This window comes from Flavobacterium pasteuri, assembly GCF_048286615.1.
Classification (GTDB): domain Bacteria; phylum Bacteroidota; class Bacteroidia; order Flavobacteriales; family Flavobacteriaceae; genus Flavobacterium.
In genome coordinates, this window is the sequence record NZ_JBLVPN010000007.1 from 96,620 (window position 1) to 112,185 (window position 15,566).

Annotated in this window: 16 protein-coding genes; 10 read left to right on the forward strand and 6 right to left on the reverse strand. The window is 34.2% G+C overall.

Annotated elements, in window-relative coordinates:
* Positions 1–150: 150 nt before the first annotated feature.
* The 4 genes from ACNQF6_RS11645 (at position 151) to ACNQF6_RS11660 (ending at position 3,433) form a co-directional block, all read left to right on the forward strand.
* Entirely contained in the window at positions 151–534 is a 384-nt protein-coding gene (locus tag ACNQF6_RS11645) for a DUF7793 family protein (RefSeq protein ID WP_131910610.1), read from the forward strand.
* Positions 535–572: 38 nt separating this feature from the next.
* Entirely contained in the window at positions 573–1,493 is a 921-nt protein-coding gene (locus tag ACNQF6_RS11650) for an AraC family transcriptional regulator (protein WP_417966047.1), read from the forward strand.
* Between the two features lie 87 nt (positions 1,494–1,580).
* On the forward strand, positions 1,581–3,065 hold the full coding sequence (locus tag ACNQF6_RS11655; protein ID WP_417966049.1) for a MauE/DoxX family redox-associated membrane protein: 1,485 nt from the start codon (positions 1,581–1,583) through the stop codon (positions 3,063–3,065).
* Positions 3,066–3,154: 89 nt separating this feature from the next.
* The gene (locus ACNQF6_RS11660) at positions 3,155–3,433 is read left to right on the forward strand and encodes a DUF6520 family protein (protein ID WP_417966051.1); all 279 of its coding nucleotides are present in this window, start codon (positions 3,155–3,157) and stop codon (positions 3,431–3,433) included.
* Between the two features lie 43 nt (positions 3,434–3,476).
* Here ACNQF6_RS11660 and ACNQF6_RS11665 read toward each other — a convergent pair whose 3' ends face one another.
* From ACNQF6_RS11665 to ACNQF6_RS11675, 3 genes are read right to left on the reverse strand one after another with little or no spacing between them, the layout of a single operon-like run.
* Entirely contained in the window at positions 3,477–6,059 is a 2,583-nt protein-coding gene (locus tag ACNQF6_RS11665; RefSeq protein WP_417966053.1) for a S9 family peptidase, read from the reverse strand.
* A 4-nt stretch (positions 6,060–6,063) separates the two neighbouring features.
* Positions 6,064–7,473 carry a RagB/SusD family nutrient uptake outer membrane protein gene (locus ACNQF6_RS11670; protein WP_417966055.1) on the reverse strand — a complete coding sequence of 470 codons (1,410 nt, stop codon included), beginning with the start codon at positions 7,471–7,473 and terminating at the stop codon, positions 6,064–6,066.
* A gap of 18 nt (positions 7,474–7,491) precedes the next feature.
* On the reverse strand, positions 7,492–10,485 hold the full coding sequence (locus tag ACNQF6_RS11675) for a SusC/RagA family TonB-linked outer membrane protein (RefSeq protein ID WP_417966057.1): 2,994 nt from the start codon (positions 10,483–10,485) through the stop codon (positions 7,492–7,494).
* An 861-nt stretch (positions 10,486–11,346) separates the two neighbouring features.
* Between ACNQF6_RS11675 and ACNQF6_RS11680 the strand changes: the two genes are divergently transcribed.
* From ACNQF6_RS11680 to ACNQF6_RS11695, 4 genes are all read left to right on the forward strand, one after another.
* Positions 11,347–11,583: a helix-turn-helix domain-containing protein gene (locus ACNQF6_RS11680; protein WP_417966059.1), complete on the forward strand. Its 237-nt coding sequence runs from the start codon at positions 11,347–11,349 to the stop codon at positions 11,581–11,583.
* 223 nt (positions 11,584–11,806) lie between these two features.
* On the forward strand, positions 11,807–12,181 hold the full coding sequence (locus ACNQF6_RS11685) for an ArsR/SmtB family transcription factor (protein WP_417966061.1): 375 nt from the start codon (positions 11,807–11,809) through the stop codon (positions 12,179–12,181).
* Entirely contained in the window at positions 12,178–12,777 is a 600-nt protein-coding gene (merTP, locus tag ACNQF6_RS11690; protein WP_417966063.1) for a mercuric transport protein MerTP, read from the forward strand. Before ACNQF6_RS11685 ends, merTP begins: the two co-directional genes overlap by 4 nt.
* Position 12,778: 1 nt before the next feature.
* A complete protein-coding gene (locus tag ACNQF6_RS11695; RefSeq protein WP_417966065.1) occupies positions 12,779–12,985 on the forward strand; it encodes a GDCCVxC domain-containing (seleno)protein in 207 nt (68 codons plus the stop codon).
* 217 nt (positions 12,986–13,202) lie between these two features.
* Here ACNQF6_RS11695 and ACNQF6_RS11700 read toward each other — a convergent pair whose 3' ends face one another.
* Positions 13,203–13,421 (reverse strand): hypothetical protein, encoded by a 219-nt coding sequence (locus ACNQF6_RS11700; RefSeq protein ID WP_417966217.1) that lies wholly within the window; start codon positions 13,419–13,421, stop codon positions 13,203–13,205.
* A gap of 41 nt (positions 13,422–13,462) precedes the next feature.
* Entirely contained in the window at positions 13,463–13,687 is a 225-nt protein-coding gene (locus ACNQF6_RS11710; protein ID WP_417966067.1) for a hypothetical protein, read from the reverse strand.
* A 292-nt stretch (positions 13,688–13,979) separates the two neighbouring features.
* On the opposite strand from ACNQF6_RS11710, the gene ACNQF6_RS11715 reads away from it, so the two are divergent.
* The gene (locus ACNQF6_RS11715) at positions 13,980–14,429 is read left to right on the forward strand and encodes a hypothetical protein (protein WP_417966069.1); all 450 of its coding nucleotides are present in this window, start codon (positions 13,980–13,982) and stop codon (positions 14,427–14,429) included.
* 36 nt (positions 14,430–14,465) lie between these two features.
* Here ACNQF6_RS11715 and ACNQF6_RS11720 read toward each other — a convergent pair whose 3' ends face one another.
* The gene (locus ACNQF6_RS11720) at positions 14,466–15,131 is read right to left on the reverse strand and encodes a di-heme oxidoredictase family protein (protein WP_417966071.1); all 666 of its coding nucleotides are present in this window, start codon (positions 15,129–15,131) and stop codon (positions 14,466–14,468) included.
* A 118-nt stretch (positions 15,132–15,249) separates the two neighbouring features.
* Between ACNQF6_RS11720 and ACNQF6_RS11725 the strand changes: the two genes are divergently transcribed.
* A complete protein-coding gene (locus tag ACNQF6_RS11725; protein ID WP_417966074.1) occupies positions 15,250–15,564 on the forward strand; it encodes a DUF6660 family protein in 315 nt (104 codons plus the stop codon).
* Positions 15,565–15,566: the final 2 nt, after the last annotated feature.

A 15,566-nucleotide genomic window follows, 5' to 3' on the forward strand; every position in this document is an offset into this window, starting at 1 on the left:
CTAATACCTCAATACTCCCAATATAACAAGTCAAAGTCCCGAATTGACAACTAAAACATCCAAATTGCAACAAATAATCCCAAATTGGCAAGTGACTTATTAATAGATGTTTATATTTTTGTTAAATTAGAAAAATTAAATCCATAAAACATGATTGCAGCACATGATTTTTATGAGAATGATTTTGCCAGGTTTTGGATCTCTGGGGGCATTCTCTTTTTTGAATACAAACCTAACACTACTATTGATTTAAGAGTAGCCCAGTGCGTTGTAACCGATAGAATTCATTTTCAAAACGAATGCACTTATCCTATTTTATGTGATATTAGAGGTGTTGTTGCTACTGAGAAAGCTGGAAGAGATCATTTAGCACAGTCGGGCTCTATTTTGACGCAAGCAGTAGCACTTATTGTACATGAAAAACTTTCCTTGATTATTAGTACTTTTTATGTAGAGATTAGTAAGCCCTCTGTACCTACTCAAATTTTCACGAAAGAAGATGACGCTTTAATTTATCTAAAAGGGTTTGTTTAGCGTTTAATTTAAGAAAAAAGAATTAAAAGTTGAATCTTATGAATAAAACATACAACGAAGAGCGTATTGTTACAATTCATCAAATGTTATTTGAGATGGCACGTGGCAATTTCAACACTCGCATTCCTTTAAGTTCAAATGATGAAGAATTGGAAACGATAGTTGTTTTAATTAATATGGTAGCGGAAGAAATGAAGGAGTCGGTTTTTCAAATTGGTTACATTAATACACATAAGACCTTTCAAGTTACAGCTCTAAGTACATTTGTTTTAGATTTCTCTTTTTTAATCAAGAGCTTTACTCCTGAAGTTACTTCCTTTTTGGGTCATTCCGAATCTGAGTTGATAAACCTATCTTTGGCGGACATTATTACTACAGTTTCTTTTGAACAACTTCAAGAAGTACTTGATGCAAATAGTACTTTGCCTATAACTATTACATTAGATTTTACACCTAAAGAACATTTACCTATTTCGATTGCCAGTAACATTGTAAGGTTGGTTAATCGTTCGGAAATTATAATAAATCTGGTTACTCCTGCACGTCAAGATACTTATAGTCCTTTACTGTATGGGAATGAAAACGAGAAACATAATAAAACTCGAAAGGCAGATGCATTATTGATTCAAAAACTTTATGATTATATTTTAGCACACCTTGAAGAACCCCTTCCCTCCTTAAAGGTACTTTCTTCTAAATTTGGTACTAATGAACATAAATTAAAAGATGGTTTTCGCCATTTTTTTAAGACTAGTATTTATCAGTTTTATAATCAAGAGCGACTCAAAAGAGCTTTCTTTATGATTGAACATACTGGAATACCGTTAAAAAACATTTCTGTCATGAATGGTTTTAATAATTATCCCAATTTCTCAAAATCTTTTAAAAAACAATTTGGTTTTTCTCCCAACGAATTAAAGCGAAATGAAGTTGGTTTTATTTCGTCAGTTGAGGATTAAAGTTATCCGTTTTAGTCATCTCTTACTCCCAAAAAGACAACTATAGTCATTTTATAATTCAGAATTTTGCTTTAAATAAAAAGTACTATGAAACTGAATATTAAATTACAAAATGGATTTTTAGAGATGGTCTGCTTCCTGTATATCATTTTATTTACGTATGCTGCAATCAGTAAACTAATTGATTTTGAAAACTTTCAAACACAATTAGGCCAGTCTCCACTTTTAAGTGCTTATGCTGCTTCTATCTCGTTTCTTGTAATTTTTGCGGAATTGGGACTAGTACTTGCTTTATCTCTGCGAGTAAGTCGAATAAAGGCACTTTATTTATCAGTGGGCTTAATGACTGTTTTTACTACATATATTATTTTGATTTTGAATTTTAGTTCGTTTATTCCATGCTCTTGTGGTGGAATTTTAGAAAAGTTAGGATGGACTGAACACTTGATTTTCAACCTTTTTTTCATTTTCATAGGTAGTTGTAGTCTGTTGCTTCATCAATATGATAAAAAAGGGATTATCTCACTGTTATTAATAGTAGTATCAAGTGTACTTTTCGTTGTTTTTTTATTTCTATCATCTGAGGGTACTATGCAGAAGCAAAATCCATTTATTCGTCGATTTACTCCCAACGTTGCATCAAGGACTTTAACAAAAAACTTAAATAATTATGGATTTTACTTTGCCGGCCGCTCTAAAGGAAAGATCTATTTAGGAAATACCATTTCTCCATTAACTATCATTGAGTTTGACAGCACATTACAACATAAAAAACAATATTCTATTCAACTTATTCCGGATACTTTACCTTTTAGAGTCGTTAAAACAAAAATTGTGGGTGCTCATTTTTTTCTTTATGATGGTTCTATTCCTATCATTTATCGGGGTTTAGTTTCTGATTGGAAAGCTACCATTTGGGTTTCCAAAAAACCTTACTTTACTACATTACAGCCAATTGATTCTACTCTTTGTGTATTTAGAGGGCAACAATTAGGTACTTACGAAAATATATTGGGTACCATAGCTTTAGATGATTCTTTAAAAATTAGAAAGCAAAAGCACTTATTACAAAAACAAATAGACGGTATTTTTGACACGGACGGAACCCTGACTTACAGTGAGGGTTTAAAGAAAATCGTTTATACGTATTTCTATCGGAATCAATTTATTGTAGCCGATACAGCTTTGCAACTTGTCCATCACGTTACGACTATTGATACCACTACCAAAGCAAAATTAAAAGTAGTCAGAGTCAAAAAATCAGGGGATAGTAAACTTGCAGCTCCGCCTTATACTGTTAATTTAAGAAGTGCGGCCTTTAATCAACTTTTGTTTAATCAATCTGGCCTTCGTGGTCGTTATGAAAGTAAAAAAAATTGGAACTATGCGTCTATAATTGATGTTTATGATATTACGAATAAAATCTATTTATTCAGTTTCTACATCTACCACGAAAATAAAATGAAAATGAGTGATTTATTGATAACTGAAAAGGCCTTGTATGCAATAGTAGGACATCAAATTGTAAAATATACTTTTGGGACCCCAATGTTAACGCAACTAAAAAAATAAAATGAAAGATATACTGGCCGGTATCAGGGGTAAGATCGAAAACCTGTAGAAAAGAGTAGATCGAAATAATAATTATTAATTTTTTTATTATGAAAACAGATTTTTTAAAATTGATGGTGCTTCCAATGGTAGCATTCTCATTGGCTAGTGCTGCTGCTGTAACCACTAGTAAGGCTAAAGAAAGCCAAACGGCTACTGCAATTATTAATGGTTATATCCATTCACCACTCCCTTCCAGTTGTAAACTGGTAAACGTAGATTGCGATGTTACTGGAAATGCTTTTTGTATGAGTGGTTCTTCACAAGTATTCGATAAAGATAGTGAAACGACCTGTTCTACGCCGCTTTTTAGAACTGTTAATCCGTAGATTAACGAATAAGTGCAGTTTTTTCAAACTGCACTTATTTATTTTATTCCTTTAAATATCGGTCAAACCAATCGGTAATTCGTTTTGTAAGGTCCATTTTATTCTCCTTGATTACAATTACATGCTGGTCTTTTGGATAAACCAATAAAACATTCTTTTTCTTGGCTCTCCTCAATGCATTATAAAAAAGTAAGCTCTGTTCGTAGGGTAAATTAGTCTCCATTTTACCCACCCAAGACAGTAATGGTGTAGTAACATTATCTGCATAAAGTATTGGTGAATTTTTTAGGTACAACTCTTTGTCTTCAAAAATAGATTTTCCTATTCTCCATTGTTGCGATTCACTTCGCCATAATTCTGGGATATTGAGACTTTTTGAGTTACTAAAATACCAACTTACCATGTCTGAAATTGCTGCACCCGATACTGCCGCTGCAAAAATTTTCGATTTTGTAATAATGTAATTTGTTTCATAACCTCCGAAAGAATGCCCTATTAAGCCAATATGCTTTGCGTCAATCATTCCTGTTTTTACAACGGCATTATTTGCCGCAACAACACAATCCAGTGCACTATTTCCGGTTTCTCCTTCATAATATTTCACATCTGGTAATAAGACAAAATAATTCCGTTGCACAAAATGTTTCACATTAAAACCGGTATCGTTGTATAAAGTCGGAATGCAATATTCATGCAGTGCGTTCGTGATTTGCGAGTACACATTGATAATCATCGGATATTTTTTGCCTACTTCATAATTTACAGGATAATATAATAAACCTTGCAGTTTGTCTCCTTTTGAATTCGAAAATGAAATTAGTTCTACCTTTCCTTGATTGAAATTTTTATCATGGCTATTGCTTTCAAACAGAACTTTATTTACACCATTTTTAAATGATACAATTCTTGGAGACTCATTATGCGATTGTTCTCGATAGACATAGACTTCATTATTGGCTCTACGCAATTCATCTGATTTTGTAGCATTATTTGCTAGTGGAATTAAAGTGTTGGATGTAGAAACTAATTTGAATTGTTGTGCTTTGGTGGTCGCATTTCTTGCTGAAACAATTAAATCATTAGCTGAATTAATTTCAGTTAGTGCCCAGCCATTGTAATTATCATTTCCTATTTGCTTGATATTTGAACCATCTACAGTGAAGTAAGTACCGCTTTCTCGTCCGTTAGTAATGCGTTTTAGTTTATTTGTTTTAATGTCAAATTGATAGACATCGAATTCATCTTGTAGCAAAAGGTATTCTCCATTATCACTCCATCCTTTCATTCCAAAAACATGTGGTCTTGTTATGTACTTTAAATCATTTGAAACCCATTCAGAACCTGCAGGTGGCACAATTGACACCGTAGATTGTGTTTTTATATTGTACAGCCACCATTTTTTATCTTTAAAATAACATATGTACGCTCCATTTGGGGAAAAAGACAATAAGTAATTTTCGCCAGGTTGCTTTTCTAAAAATAACTTTTTGGTACCATCAGCCAGATTGTACAAGAAATAGTCAACCTCACCATAGCGCTTAAAATGAGGCCCATATGCAGTTGGATTGTAAAGTAATGCAACTGATTTACTGCCGTTAAGCTGTACAAAAGGGAGTTCTTTATTTGTAATCGTTTTCCAGTGCTTTTCTTCAATAAACCAAACCGATAAAGTGGAATACCCTTCTAAATTTTCCCTGCTTGCTTTTGGATAAATCCATAAATCTTCTGTATCCCAAACCTCAACATCGTCTTTTTTTGGTGTTGCCTCTTCTTTGACTTTCGCGATTCCAAAAAACACTCTTTTACCATCACTTGAAATTTTGAAAGATTTTGTGGTAACAATTTCATGCTTTTCTGGAAAATTTGAGAATGATTTTGGTTCAAAGGTTTGAATACTGTTATCTTGGTTTTTGTAGAAGTTCAGTTTTGTGTATTTCTCGTTGACGCCCTCTTCGAGCCAAAAAACACCTTTTCCATATTCTGCTAGTGTCAGACCAGATAATTTGTTTTGCGTTGTGTGATATTCTGTTTTTTGGTTTGTTCTAAGATTTATTGTTCCGAAACTACTTTTCCCATTATTGTTAGTGAGATAAGTCAGGATATTGTTAGGCTGGTCCAATTGGTATTCTGTTACATTTGGAAGTTGGATGATTTCTTTATTTTTTATGGTCCTCACCATTAATTCCCCATCATTGGAATAGCTCACAATAATTTTTCCGCTGTTGGCAAATTCAAAAGCAGTACAATTTGATATAATAATGTTTGCACTATTTTCTAAGTTAGTTACTATTACTTTATCTCCTTGAAAGGCACCAAATGCAATTTCACCACCAAATTTGCCTTGTGTTCCTTGTGGAAAACTAAATCCAATATTTTTCTGCGTATGTTTTACAAAGAGTGTATCTGAACCATTGCTATACTGCATATCAAATGATATCCAGTTTCCTTTCTGGGAAATAGCCCTGTTTTCTAATTTGCCCCACCTTTCATACTCTGCTTCAGCAATATTCTTTTTGGAATGATCCTGCCCGTAAATAGAGCAGGATATTACTATCCAAAATGACAAAATTGTTTTTTTACAAGAATAACTGAAAGCGATAGTACTATTGTTTTTTAATAGCTTCATAACTTTAATATCCTGTGTTTTGTGGTTGTAAATTTGGATTTGCGTTCAATTCTAGCTCTGGAATAGGCCACAAAATATCTGAACTGTTCCAGCCTGGTTTTGAAACAGATAGTACTCCATCGACTGTTCCACTGCGCTTTAAATCAAAAAAGCGATGACCGTGTTCCGTAAAAAATTCAAATCTTCTTTGTTTTTGAATTTCAGATAAAATTTCAGTTGCAATAGTTGAGGTAATTATTGGTAAACCAGCGGTCGTTCTTATCTTATTTAAATCCTCTTTTGCGCCTGCTAAATCGCCTAGTTTTGCTCTTGCCTCGGCTCTAATCAAATATTGTTCTGCTAAGCGCAACACAATAGAATATTCCTGCGAACTTGTAGTTGCGGTGCGCAGTTTGTATTTATTGGGATGATTCCAAGTATTTAGTCCGGTGGTAACTGACTTTGTCCAATTCACTTTGCGTTGGTCGCCTGTTTCAAATGCATTCATAAAATCAGTACGAAGCCCACAAACTGGTGGTGGCCCTGATACGAAAATAAAAGTTGTACCTTCATTACTGTTTCGTACCGCTGTTGCTGATGCTAATTGCCAAATAGTGGTTTTACTATTTCTTAGAAAAATCTTGTTTAAATCCGTTTCCCAAGCATAAAGCGGACTATTGATAACAGTAGTTGCTTCATTTGCTGCTTCTGTATTTTTATTCATGTATAAATATACTCTGGCCAGCATAGCTTTGGCCACCATTTTATTGGGTTTGGCACGATCCGAAGAACTATAATTTTCAGGCAATCTAGTACTGGCACTTTCTAAATCCTTCGCGATTGCTGCATAGACTTCATCAGCAGAACTGCGAGTAACTTTTCTATTAATTTCATAATTGGTTCCTGTAATATAGGGGATGCTACCATAAATTTGTAACAGATAAAAATGCACTAGAGCACGAACAAATAGTGCTTCACCCGACACTCTGTTTTTAACTACAATAGGCAACCCAGTCGAATTTTCAACACCTTGAATAACTGAATTTGCGTTATATATTTGACTATAGCTTGAAGTCCAAAGTGACGCCACAGTAGCATTGTCAGCCGTAAGCGCATTGTTGTAAATAGGTAGCGAAATTGTAGAGTTGGTATAATCTTGTAATTCATCCGCGTACAATCCCATTCTGACAGATGCACCAGTAGGTAACCCAGATAGGATGCCGCCGTCACGAAGTTGTGCATAGATTTGTGCCATTGCTGCATTTGCTGTCAATTCACTTTCAAAAACTGTAGTTCCTGTAAGCTGAGAATTAGGCAATGGAACCTCCACAAAATCACTACAGGAACTTGAAGACAGTATCAGTGCCAAAACCAAAAGAATGCGATACACCTGAAATGGCTTTGTTTGTACCGTTATAAATTGTAAATTTTTCATATTACTATTTTTTGAGGATTAAAAGTTTAATGTCATTCCGCCACTGATCACTTTTAGCGGAGGGAGGAATCCTGAGAACTTAAACTCGGGATCACCTGCTTTGTAAGATGTAAATGTCAGCAGGTTTTGACCTTGAATAAAAAGTTTGCATTTTACATTAGTGGTCGCTTGTAACGGAATATCATAGGAAAGTGATATATTTTTTAGTCTGATAAAAGAGCCGTCTGTAATTACGGCATCACTTTCTATGTACCTATAATAGGTGCTTACCGCTGCACCATTTAGTCCCGTAGTGTGCAGTTGCGAACTGCTTTGATCCCCAATTTGCTGCCAAGCATCACCACTAGTGTTGCTTTGGTTTACTGGACCACCTCCCGGAACATTTGAAATGTAATCGTAATTATCTCTTTTTACGAACTGCAATAAAAAATCCAATTGCCAATTTTTATAGTCCAATTGGTTTTGGATGCCTCCAAAATATTTAGGAGATAAGTCCTTGATAATTTGCTTGTCGCCTGCTGTTATGCTTCCATCCCCATTTAAATCTACAAAATCGTATAATCCTGTTTGTGGATTAACACCTTTGCTTTGGTATAATTTTACAATATCAATGGATTGTCCAATCACATACCGATTTGCAAAAGTGGAACCTGAAAGATTCGGGAAAGAAAGTAGTTTATTTTTTGCAACGGCCACATTGAAGTTTGTTGACCATTTAAAAGAGTTTGAATCAATATTTAGGGTTCTAACGGAAAATTCAAAACCTGAATTTTCAACGGTAGCATCAAGATTCGCATTCAATGACAAGAAACCTGTTGTAGCTGGCATAGGAATACCCACCAATTGATCCGACGAACGATTCCTATACAACGCTAGCGTGCTAAAAATTCTGTCTTTAAAAAAACCAGTTTCTAAAGCTAATTCTAGTTTACGATTGGTTTCCCATCCAAAATCGGCATTATAAAGTCGTGTAGGTTGTAACCCAATTATGCTCTGATAATTAGCACCAGTTGTACCGTAGGTATCATAAAACTGATAATCTCCAATTTGATCATTGCCCGTAGTTCCATAACTAAAACGGAGTTTTCCAAAACTCATTTTACTATTTTCTGGATTGAATTTTTCTTTGCTAAAAATCCATGCAGCACCAATAGCACCAAAATTAGCATATTGTTTGCCTGGTCCAAATCGGCTGGATCCATCCCGACGACCTGTAAAGTTTAAAAAGTATTTTTCGTTGTAACTGTAATTGATGCGACCAAAAAAAGCTTGATAACGGTATAAAAAGGTATCGCTATTGGTTGTGTTTTTTGTAATTGCAGAAGCTAAGTTGTTAATCAGATTGTTGTTTGCAAAACCAATACCTGATTGGAATAGGCGTTCTGTACGTTGCTGTTGGCTTGTCATCCCCAGTAGTACATCAAATTTGTGGTTTCCAAAATTTTTGAAACCTCTTAGTTGTGGCTCTATAATCCATGATTGTCTGCTGGTAAGGTTGAAGTACATTGATGAATTGTCACTCCCAACTTCGTAAACGGGATTGTAAATGGTGGATGGTATCGTTCGAACTTCCTTGGTTTTTAAATCGGTAAAACCAAAGTTTGATTTTATTTCTAAACCTGGAAGTAGTTCATAAGACAACACGCTGTTGGCTACTAAGTCATTGGTGTTCGCACGGTAGGTACTTTTTAGAGGTGCCAAAGGATTTTCGAAGGTATCATTTTCCCAATTCAGATTTCCATTTGAATCGTAAAGTGCGGGAGCGTTTGGTGCCAAATAACGCGCTGTTAACGTCAAATCTGTCGCTGCTTGTAGATTATCTTGTGCCGTGTAATTTCCCGAAAAAGAGATTTTGAATTTCTTATCTAAAGAAGTATGGTTTATTGAGCTAAGAATACCTCCTTTAATGTACCTGAAATCTCCCGGAAGGACTGTTCCCTCGGTTCTGTAATTCCCACTAATCAAGAATTGCGTTGTTTCACTACCACCAGAGATACTGGTTCTAAAGTCATTGATTGTTGATGAACCGCCTAATAATTCCTTTTGCCAATTGGTATATCGAGTTTGATCCCAAGCTCCATTTACATCATAATCGGTATCCGATATTAGAATTCCATCATTGATAAATGCTTGTTTACGCATCGACAAATACTGCTGCGTATTCATCAGATCTACAAATTTAGTCGCTGTACCAACGGCTGTTGAGGCAGTTACTGAAATGTTTGTTTTACCTGATTTTCCTTTTTTTCGGGTAATTAAGACCACACCATTTGCTCCCCTTGAGCCGTAAATTGCAGTCGCATCAGCATCTTTTAATACTTCGATGCTTTCAATGTCATTGGGATTAATACTGTTGAGCGGACTGGCTTGGCTTGGTAATGCCGTTGAAGTGTTCGTACTTCCTATAGACTCGTTTGAATAGGGAACTCCATCAATAATGTATAATGGTTCATTTCCATCAAGACGAATGCTGTTGCGACCTCTAATTTTAATTTGGAAACCACCGCCGGGAGTTCCCCCATCTTGAATGATATTGACACCTGCCATTCTTCCTTGCATTGCGGCTAATACATTTGTGACAGGTTGCTTGTCGATGTCTTTTGCAGTCATTCTTGCAATACTACCGGTTTGCTCTTTTTCTTTTATAGAATAATATCCGGCATTGATTACGATTTCTTTTAAAGTCGTTGCATCTTCAGTCAATTTTACATTGATAGTTGCTTGATCTGCAACTACAATTTGAATCGTTTTATAGCCTAGATAGGAAAAAACCAAAACATCATTCTCAGCGGCTAGTATGGTGTAGTTTCCATTTTCATCAGAAAATGTTGTTGTTGGCTTATTGTTAACCTTGATGGTTACGCCGGGAACTGTGCCGGTATCATCGGTAATTTTGCCTTTGATAGATCGTGTTTGAGCATTTAATCCTGTTATGAAGCACAGGAAAAGGATGCAGTACAGTTTGGACAGTTGTGTTGTTGTCCAAAACTTCAAAAATGATTTTTTTTTCATACTTTTGAATTGGTTTAGTTAGACTTCGGTTTAGTTTGCTTTGGTCCTCTATTCGTCCGCCAAGAAGAGTTAGAGGGCCTTTTTTTTCTGATTAGCCTCGAAAGTGCTAAGGCATAGATTTTATTTTTTATTAAGTCATAGGCGTTATCTGTATTTTATTAGGTGTTGTCACATCTAAGCAAGCCGTGTGATCTGAAAATAAATAGTTAGTTTTCTTAGTTATTGCTGTTTATATAAAAGCATTGGAACCAGAAAGCCAACAAATTATCAGTGTAATTAAAGCCAGAATTAAAGTAACTTTTATAGTTTTATAGTATTTCATCTTTTCGTTGTTGTTTGCTGTCTTTCAATTTATTATTTCGATTTGCGCTATTGCTGTTACCACAGATCTTGAGAGCACTCTTTTTTTGGGTGCAAAGGCTTTTGAATTTATGTTGTTTTTAGGAAAGTACACTGCCGTTGCCAGTTGCAGCCCAACTCAGGCAGTGCGTTTCCAAACAAACTAATTCTATTAATTGATTTACGATACTGTACAAAAGAAGATTTGCTAAGAATAAAAGGGAGTAACTTTTGCGCATAAAAAATGGCATGGAACTCAGCTTATTGCATCAGAGGCATTGGCATACCTTAACCACAAATAAGTGAGCCCACGCCATGGGACGTGAGCATCTTACTTATCATCTCGTGGTTATAAAACGCCAATTTTCTGATACGAGATTCTAAGCGAATGCTTCAAATATTTTATATGAAGAATCGCAAAAATACATTTTTCAATGTAATTCAATTACAAATATATAAATATATTTTAAATATGTACTATAGTACATAACATATTAATCATTTTTTGTTTCAATTTGACTTATGCATGAATCATTAGATGAAATAGAACGTTATGTTATCTCTAAAGTTAGAGAAATTAGAGAAACTAAAAAAGTTACACAAGAAGAACTATCATTATCAATCGGTAAAAACATTACATTTATTTCTCAAATAGAAGCTCCATCGAAAAAAGCTAAGTACAATGTAGTTAATTTAAATTTAATTGCAAAAGCTCTAGATTGTTCACCAAAAGATTTTTGGCCTGAAAAGCCGTTATAAATAATTAGTTCAATTTTTTTTCAAGTTTTGAAGAAATTGACAAAAAATAAAATTTGATCTTAATTTAATACCACTCCCAAAAGATGCTAAAGCATCTTTTTTTATTTTATAACGAATACTTGTCAATTTGGGAGTAACTGACACCCCCAACAAACAAATGGTTTTTTTTGAAGTTTTGTATTTAAGTAATTGCTTAAATAAACAAATTAACTATATTTACATTATGGATAATAATTCTTGCAAACGACAACAAGCAGATATCAAACAAATAAATCGCTGTAAAGACCGAGTATCTGAACTCAACGGGTCGTTTGACTATTTATCGAACGGACTTGAATTGGCGGGAAACAACGTAAGACTGAAAATTCTATTTCTGCTTTATGAAGAAAAACGACTTTGTGTTTGTGATATAAGCGACATTCTCGGTATGACAATTTCAGCAGTTTCGCAACACTTGCGTAAACTCAAAGACAGAAAACTCATTGAATCAGAACGAGAAGCTCAAACCATTTTTTACTCATTGACAAAAGAGTATGAAAAAATGCTGAAACCATTTTTCAAAATACTTGACGAAAACAAAATTTTAGAAACAATATGAAAACAGACAACAAACTAATCGGTGCAGGATTTTTGTCAGCAATTGCAGCGTCATTGTGTTGTATTACACCCGTCTTGGCTTTAATCGCAGGAACAAGCGGACTTGCTTCAACTTTTTCTTGGCTCGAACCTTTACGACCGTATTTTATCGGTTTGACAATTTTAGTGCTGGGTTTTGCTTGGTATCAAAAGTTGAAACCAAAAAAGCAAATTTACTGCAACTGCGAGAGAGAAGAAAAACCAAAATTCATTCAGTCAAAAATGTTTTTAGGAATTGTAACAGCATTTGCAATCGTTATGCTTGCCTTTCCATACTATTCAAGTATTTTCTACCCAAAGACAGAAAAGCAAAACAAAGTGGTGGATAAATCTACTATTCAAAAAGTAGAATTTACGATTAGCGGAATGACTTGTGCAAGTTGTGGCGAACACGTAAATCACGAAGTAAATAAATTGACAGGAATAATAAGTTCAAACTCTTCTTACGAAAATGGAAACGCAATCGTAGAATTTGACAACTCAAAAACTAACATTTCTGAAATTGAAAAAACAATAAACTCAACAGGATATTCTGTAACCGACAAAAAAGAAAATTAAAATGGAAATCAAATTACAATCAACAATCACTTGCCCAAACTGCGGACACAAGAAAGAAGAAACAATGCCGACAGATGCTTGCCAATTTTTTTACGACTGTGAAAAATGCAAACAGGTTCTTAAACCAAAACAAGGAGATTGTTGTGTTTATTGTAGTTATGGAAGTGTTGCTTGTCCACCAATTCAGCAAGACAAAAAATGTTGCTAACGGCCCGAAAACAAAGGAGTGGGTATTTTAACAGCTATACTTCATTCCGGGTGCAGAATGGCCAATGAAACCCGTTTTGAACGGAACCGATTACATACCGTCAACACTTGTGGAGTTATCGTAAAGTTTTGAGAGAGAATATCAAGAGGCAAGTGAGCCTCTTTTTTTTTACAGTGTTTTTAGCTTGTTTTTTTCGTGATTTCCATCACTTTTGAACTCAAGTTCCCTTACCCATAAAATTAGTTTTAACAGGAAATTGTATTTTGGCTAACTCCAAAAAACCATAGATAGCTATGGTTTCGCAACCTATCAAATCAGCATCTTTCAAGAACGATACAAATAGTTTGAGAGTGTTCTTTGATACGATTGGGGTATATTTTCTGAAATCGGTAATGCTTTGGTAATTGGGACGAATATCTTCTAAAAGCCATTGCATTGCAATGTTCCTGAAACATTCCTTTTCTAGATCTCGAACACTTATGACCCGTTTAGACAACCGTATAAATAGATGTTTAGAAACACTTTACTATTGAAACTCGGGCGACCTTCGATCTTGAGCGTTTTTACAGCAAAATCAACCTTAGAAACATCACTAAGCTCTACAAAGGAATCTATAAATCGCACCTGATTATCTGGACTTATAGTCTCTTCTAAACTTGAAAAACGCATTTGGTGAAGGGAAATACCTATGATGTGTTGCATTCTTAAAAATACGAAAAATCTTCTTTTTATACAAGTATTTTGTTATATTTGATCATAATACAACAGAGGTTTTTTCACAGACTGACGTTAGCAGTAATTATAAAAAAACGATACAATGAAGAAACTATTATTATTGACTTTAACTCTTATTTCTTTATCAACTTATGGTCAGGAAGAAAAAATACAAATGATATCCAAATTTGACAATCCTGAATTTGGTTCAAAAGAATTTATAATACAGAACTTTCAAGGTATTGAAAAACTAAATATTGTTTTTTCAAATTCTGAAAAATTGAAAGATAAAAACTTTAAAATAATTATTCGTAAATACAAAAACGGTAGAATAGAAATTGAAAAAAATGTAATAGATACTAAAAATGAAGAGCTACCAAAAATTGGAAAAAACTTCAATTTTTCAATTGTAAGCCAGCATATTTTACAAAACGAAAAGATTGGATTTTACTTTCCAAATTTTTTTAATAAACAAATTTTTGAAATTAATAAGAAATTCAAAGATGGCTCATTTCTACTCAGAGATGTAAGCGGAAATGAATCTGATAAAATTGATTTTGAACTTGGAAAAGAAACACAAATTGCTTTAATAACTCCGCCAAATGACAATCCCGATAAAGGTAATTTAGGATATTGTGAAGTATCAAAAGGGAATATTGATGTTGAAAAATGGTATGAGAAATATAAAATTTCGGAATTTTTCTTAATCTACTTAGTTGTTGAAAAATAATAACTGTTGTTAACAGCTAGAGTTTCATTGTTCATGCTACGCACGTAACGAAACTCTAGCTGTTTGATGAAATAAATTAAAAGCCGCGGCTTTTTTGCCAAAACGGCCTATGTATTTTCCGTTTTGTGAAATTGCATCAGTATTCGGTGTAATAAAGGATGGAGCTACTATCCAGTTTGGAACACCAGAAATCCCATCACCATTGCTGTCGTTTGGGTCAGACATTGCGATGATAATATCGTCAGTTACAAAATTCAAAAATCCAAGACCTGTATTAGCGGGCGGAGTAAATTTAGAAAAAGTAGCTCCAAATGGAATTTGTTCGGGTAAATATCCGGGTAATGATCTATTTTGTAATTGTGGACCTCCTTGATTTAGAAATAAATTTCCGGTTTCATCAATTCGTCCAAACCGAGTAAGTGTGGTTGAGGGGTGTCCTTTACCATCACCTGCATGACAACTAGTACAACTTGCTGCAACAAATGTTGATCCAAGGCCTGTTTCGCGAGTAAAAACTTCACTAAATGCAACGTCACCTTTTAAGAAACGAGCTGACTCTTCATGGGAAAGACCATCAATGGGTCCGTCTAAAACTTCATCATCAGCTGGAATATCTGTAAAAGTGGGTTCACATGATGTAAAATCCATTAATAATAGTAATGCAGTAATTTTATAAATTAAAGAAATGTTTTTTATTTGCAAAAAAGTATTTTTAGGCAGAACTAAATAAATATTTCGTATTAAATAAAAATATGACAATAAAATTAATTAATCCTTAAATCATAAAAATTTTATTGCTACTTTTGCCTAAGTGAAATGGATGAACATCATACTATCAATTTATCTAACAGCACTTTCATTTTTGCCTTGTGCTGATTTGGAAGTAAATAGTTTGGTACATATATCAAAGGAACTTTCCTCCTATAAAGAAAACCATTCCCACAATAAAGAAAAAGATTTGTGTTCTCCTTTCTGCGCTTGCAATTGTTGTGGAGTGCAAATATTAAGTCATTTTCCAATTAAATTCGATTTTCCTTTAATTTTTACGGTTATTAAAACCAAAGAGCCATTCTATAAATCTATTTTTGCATCCAATTTCTTCGGAAGTATTTGGCAACCCCCTCAAATAGCATAATG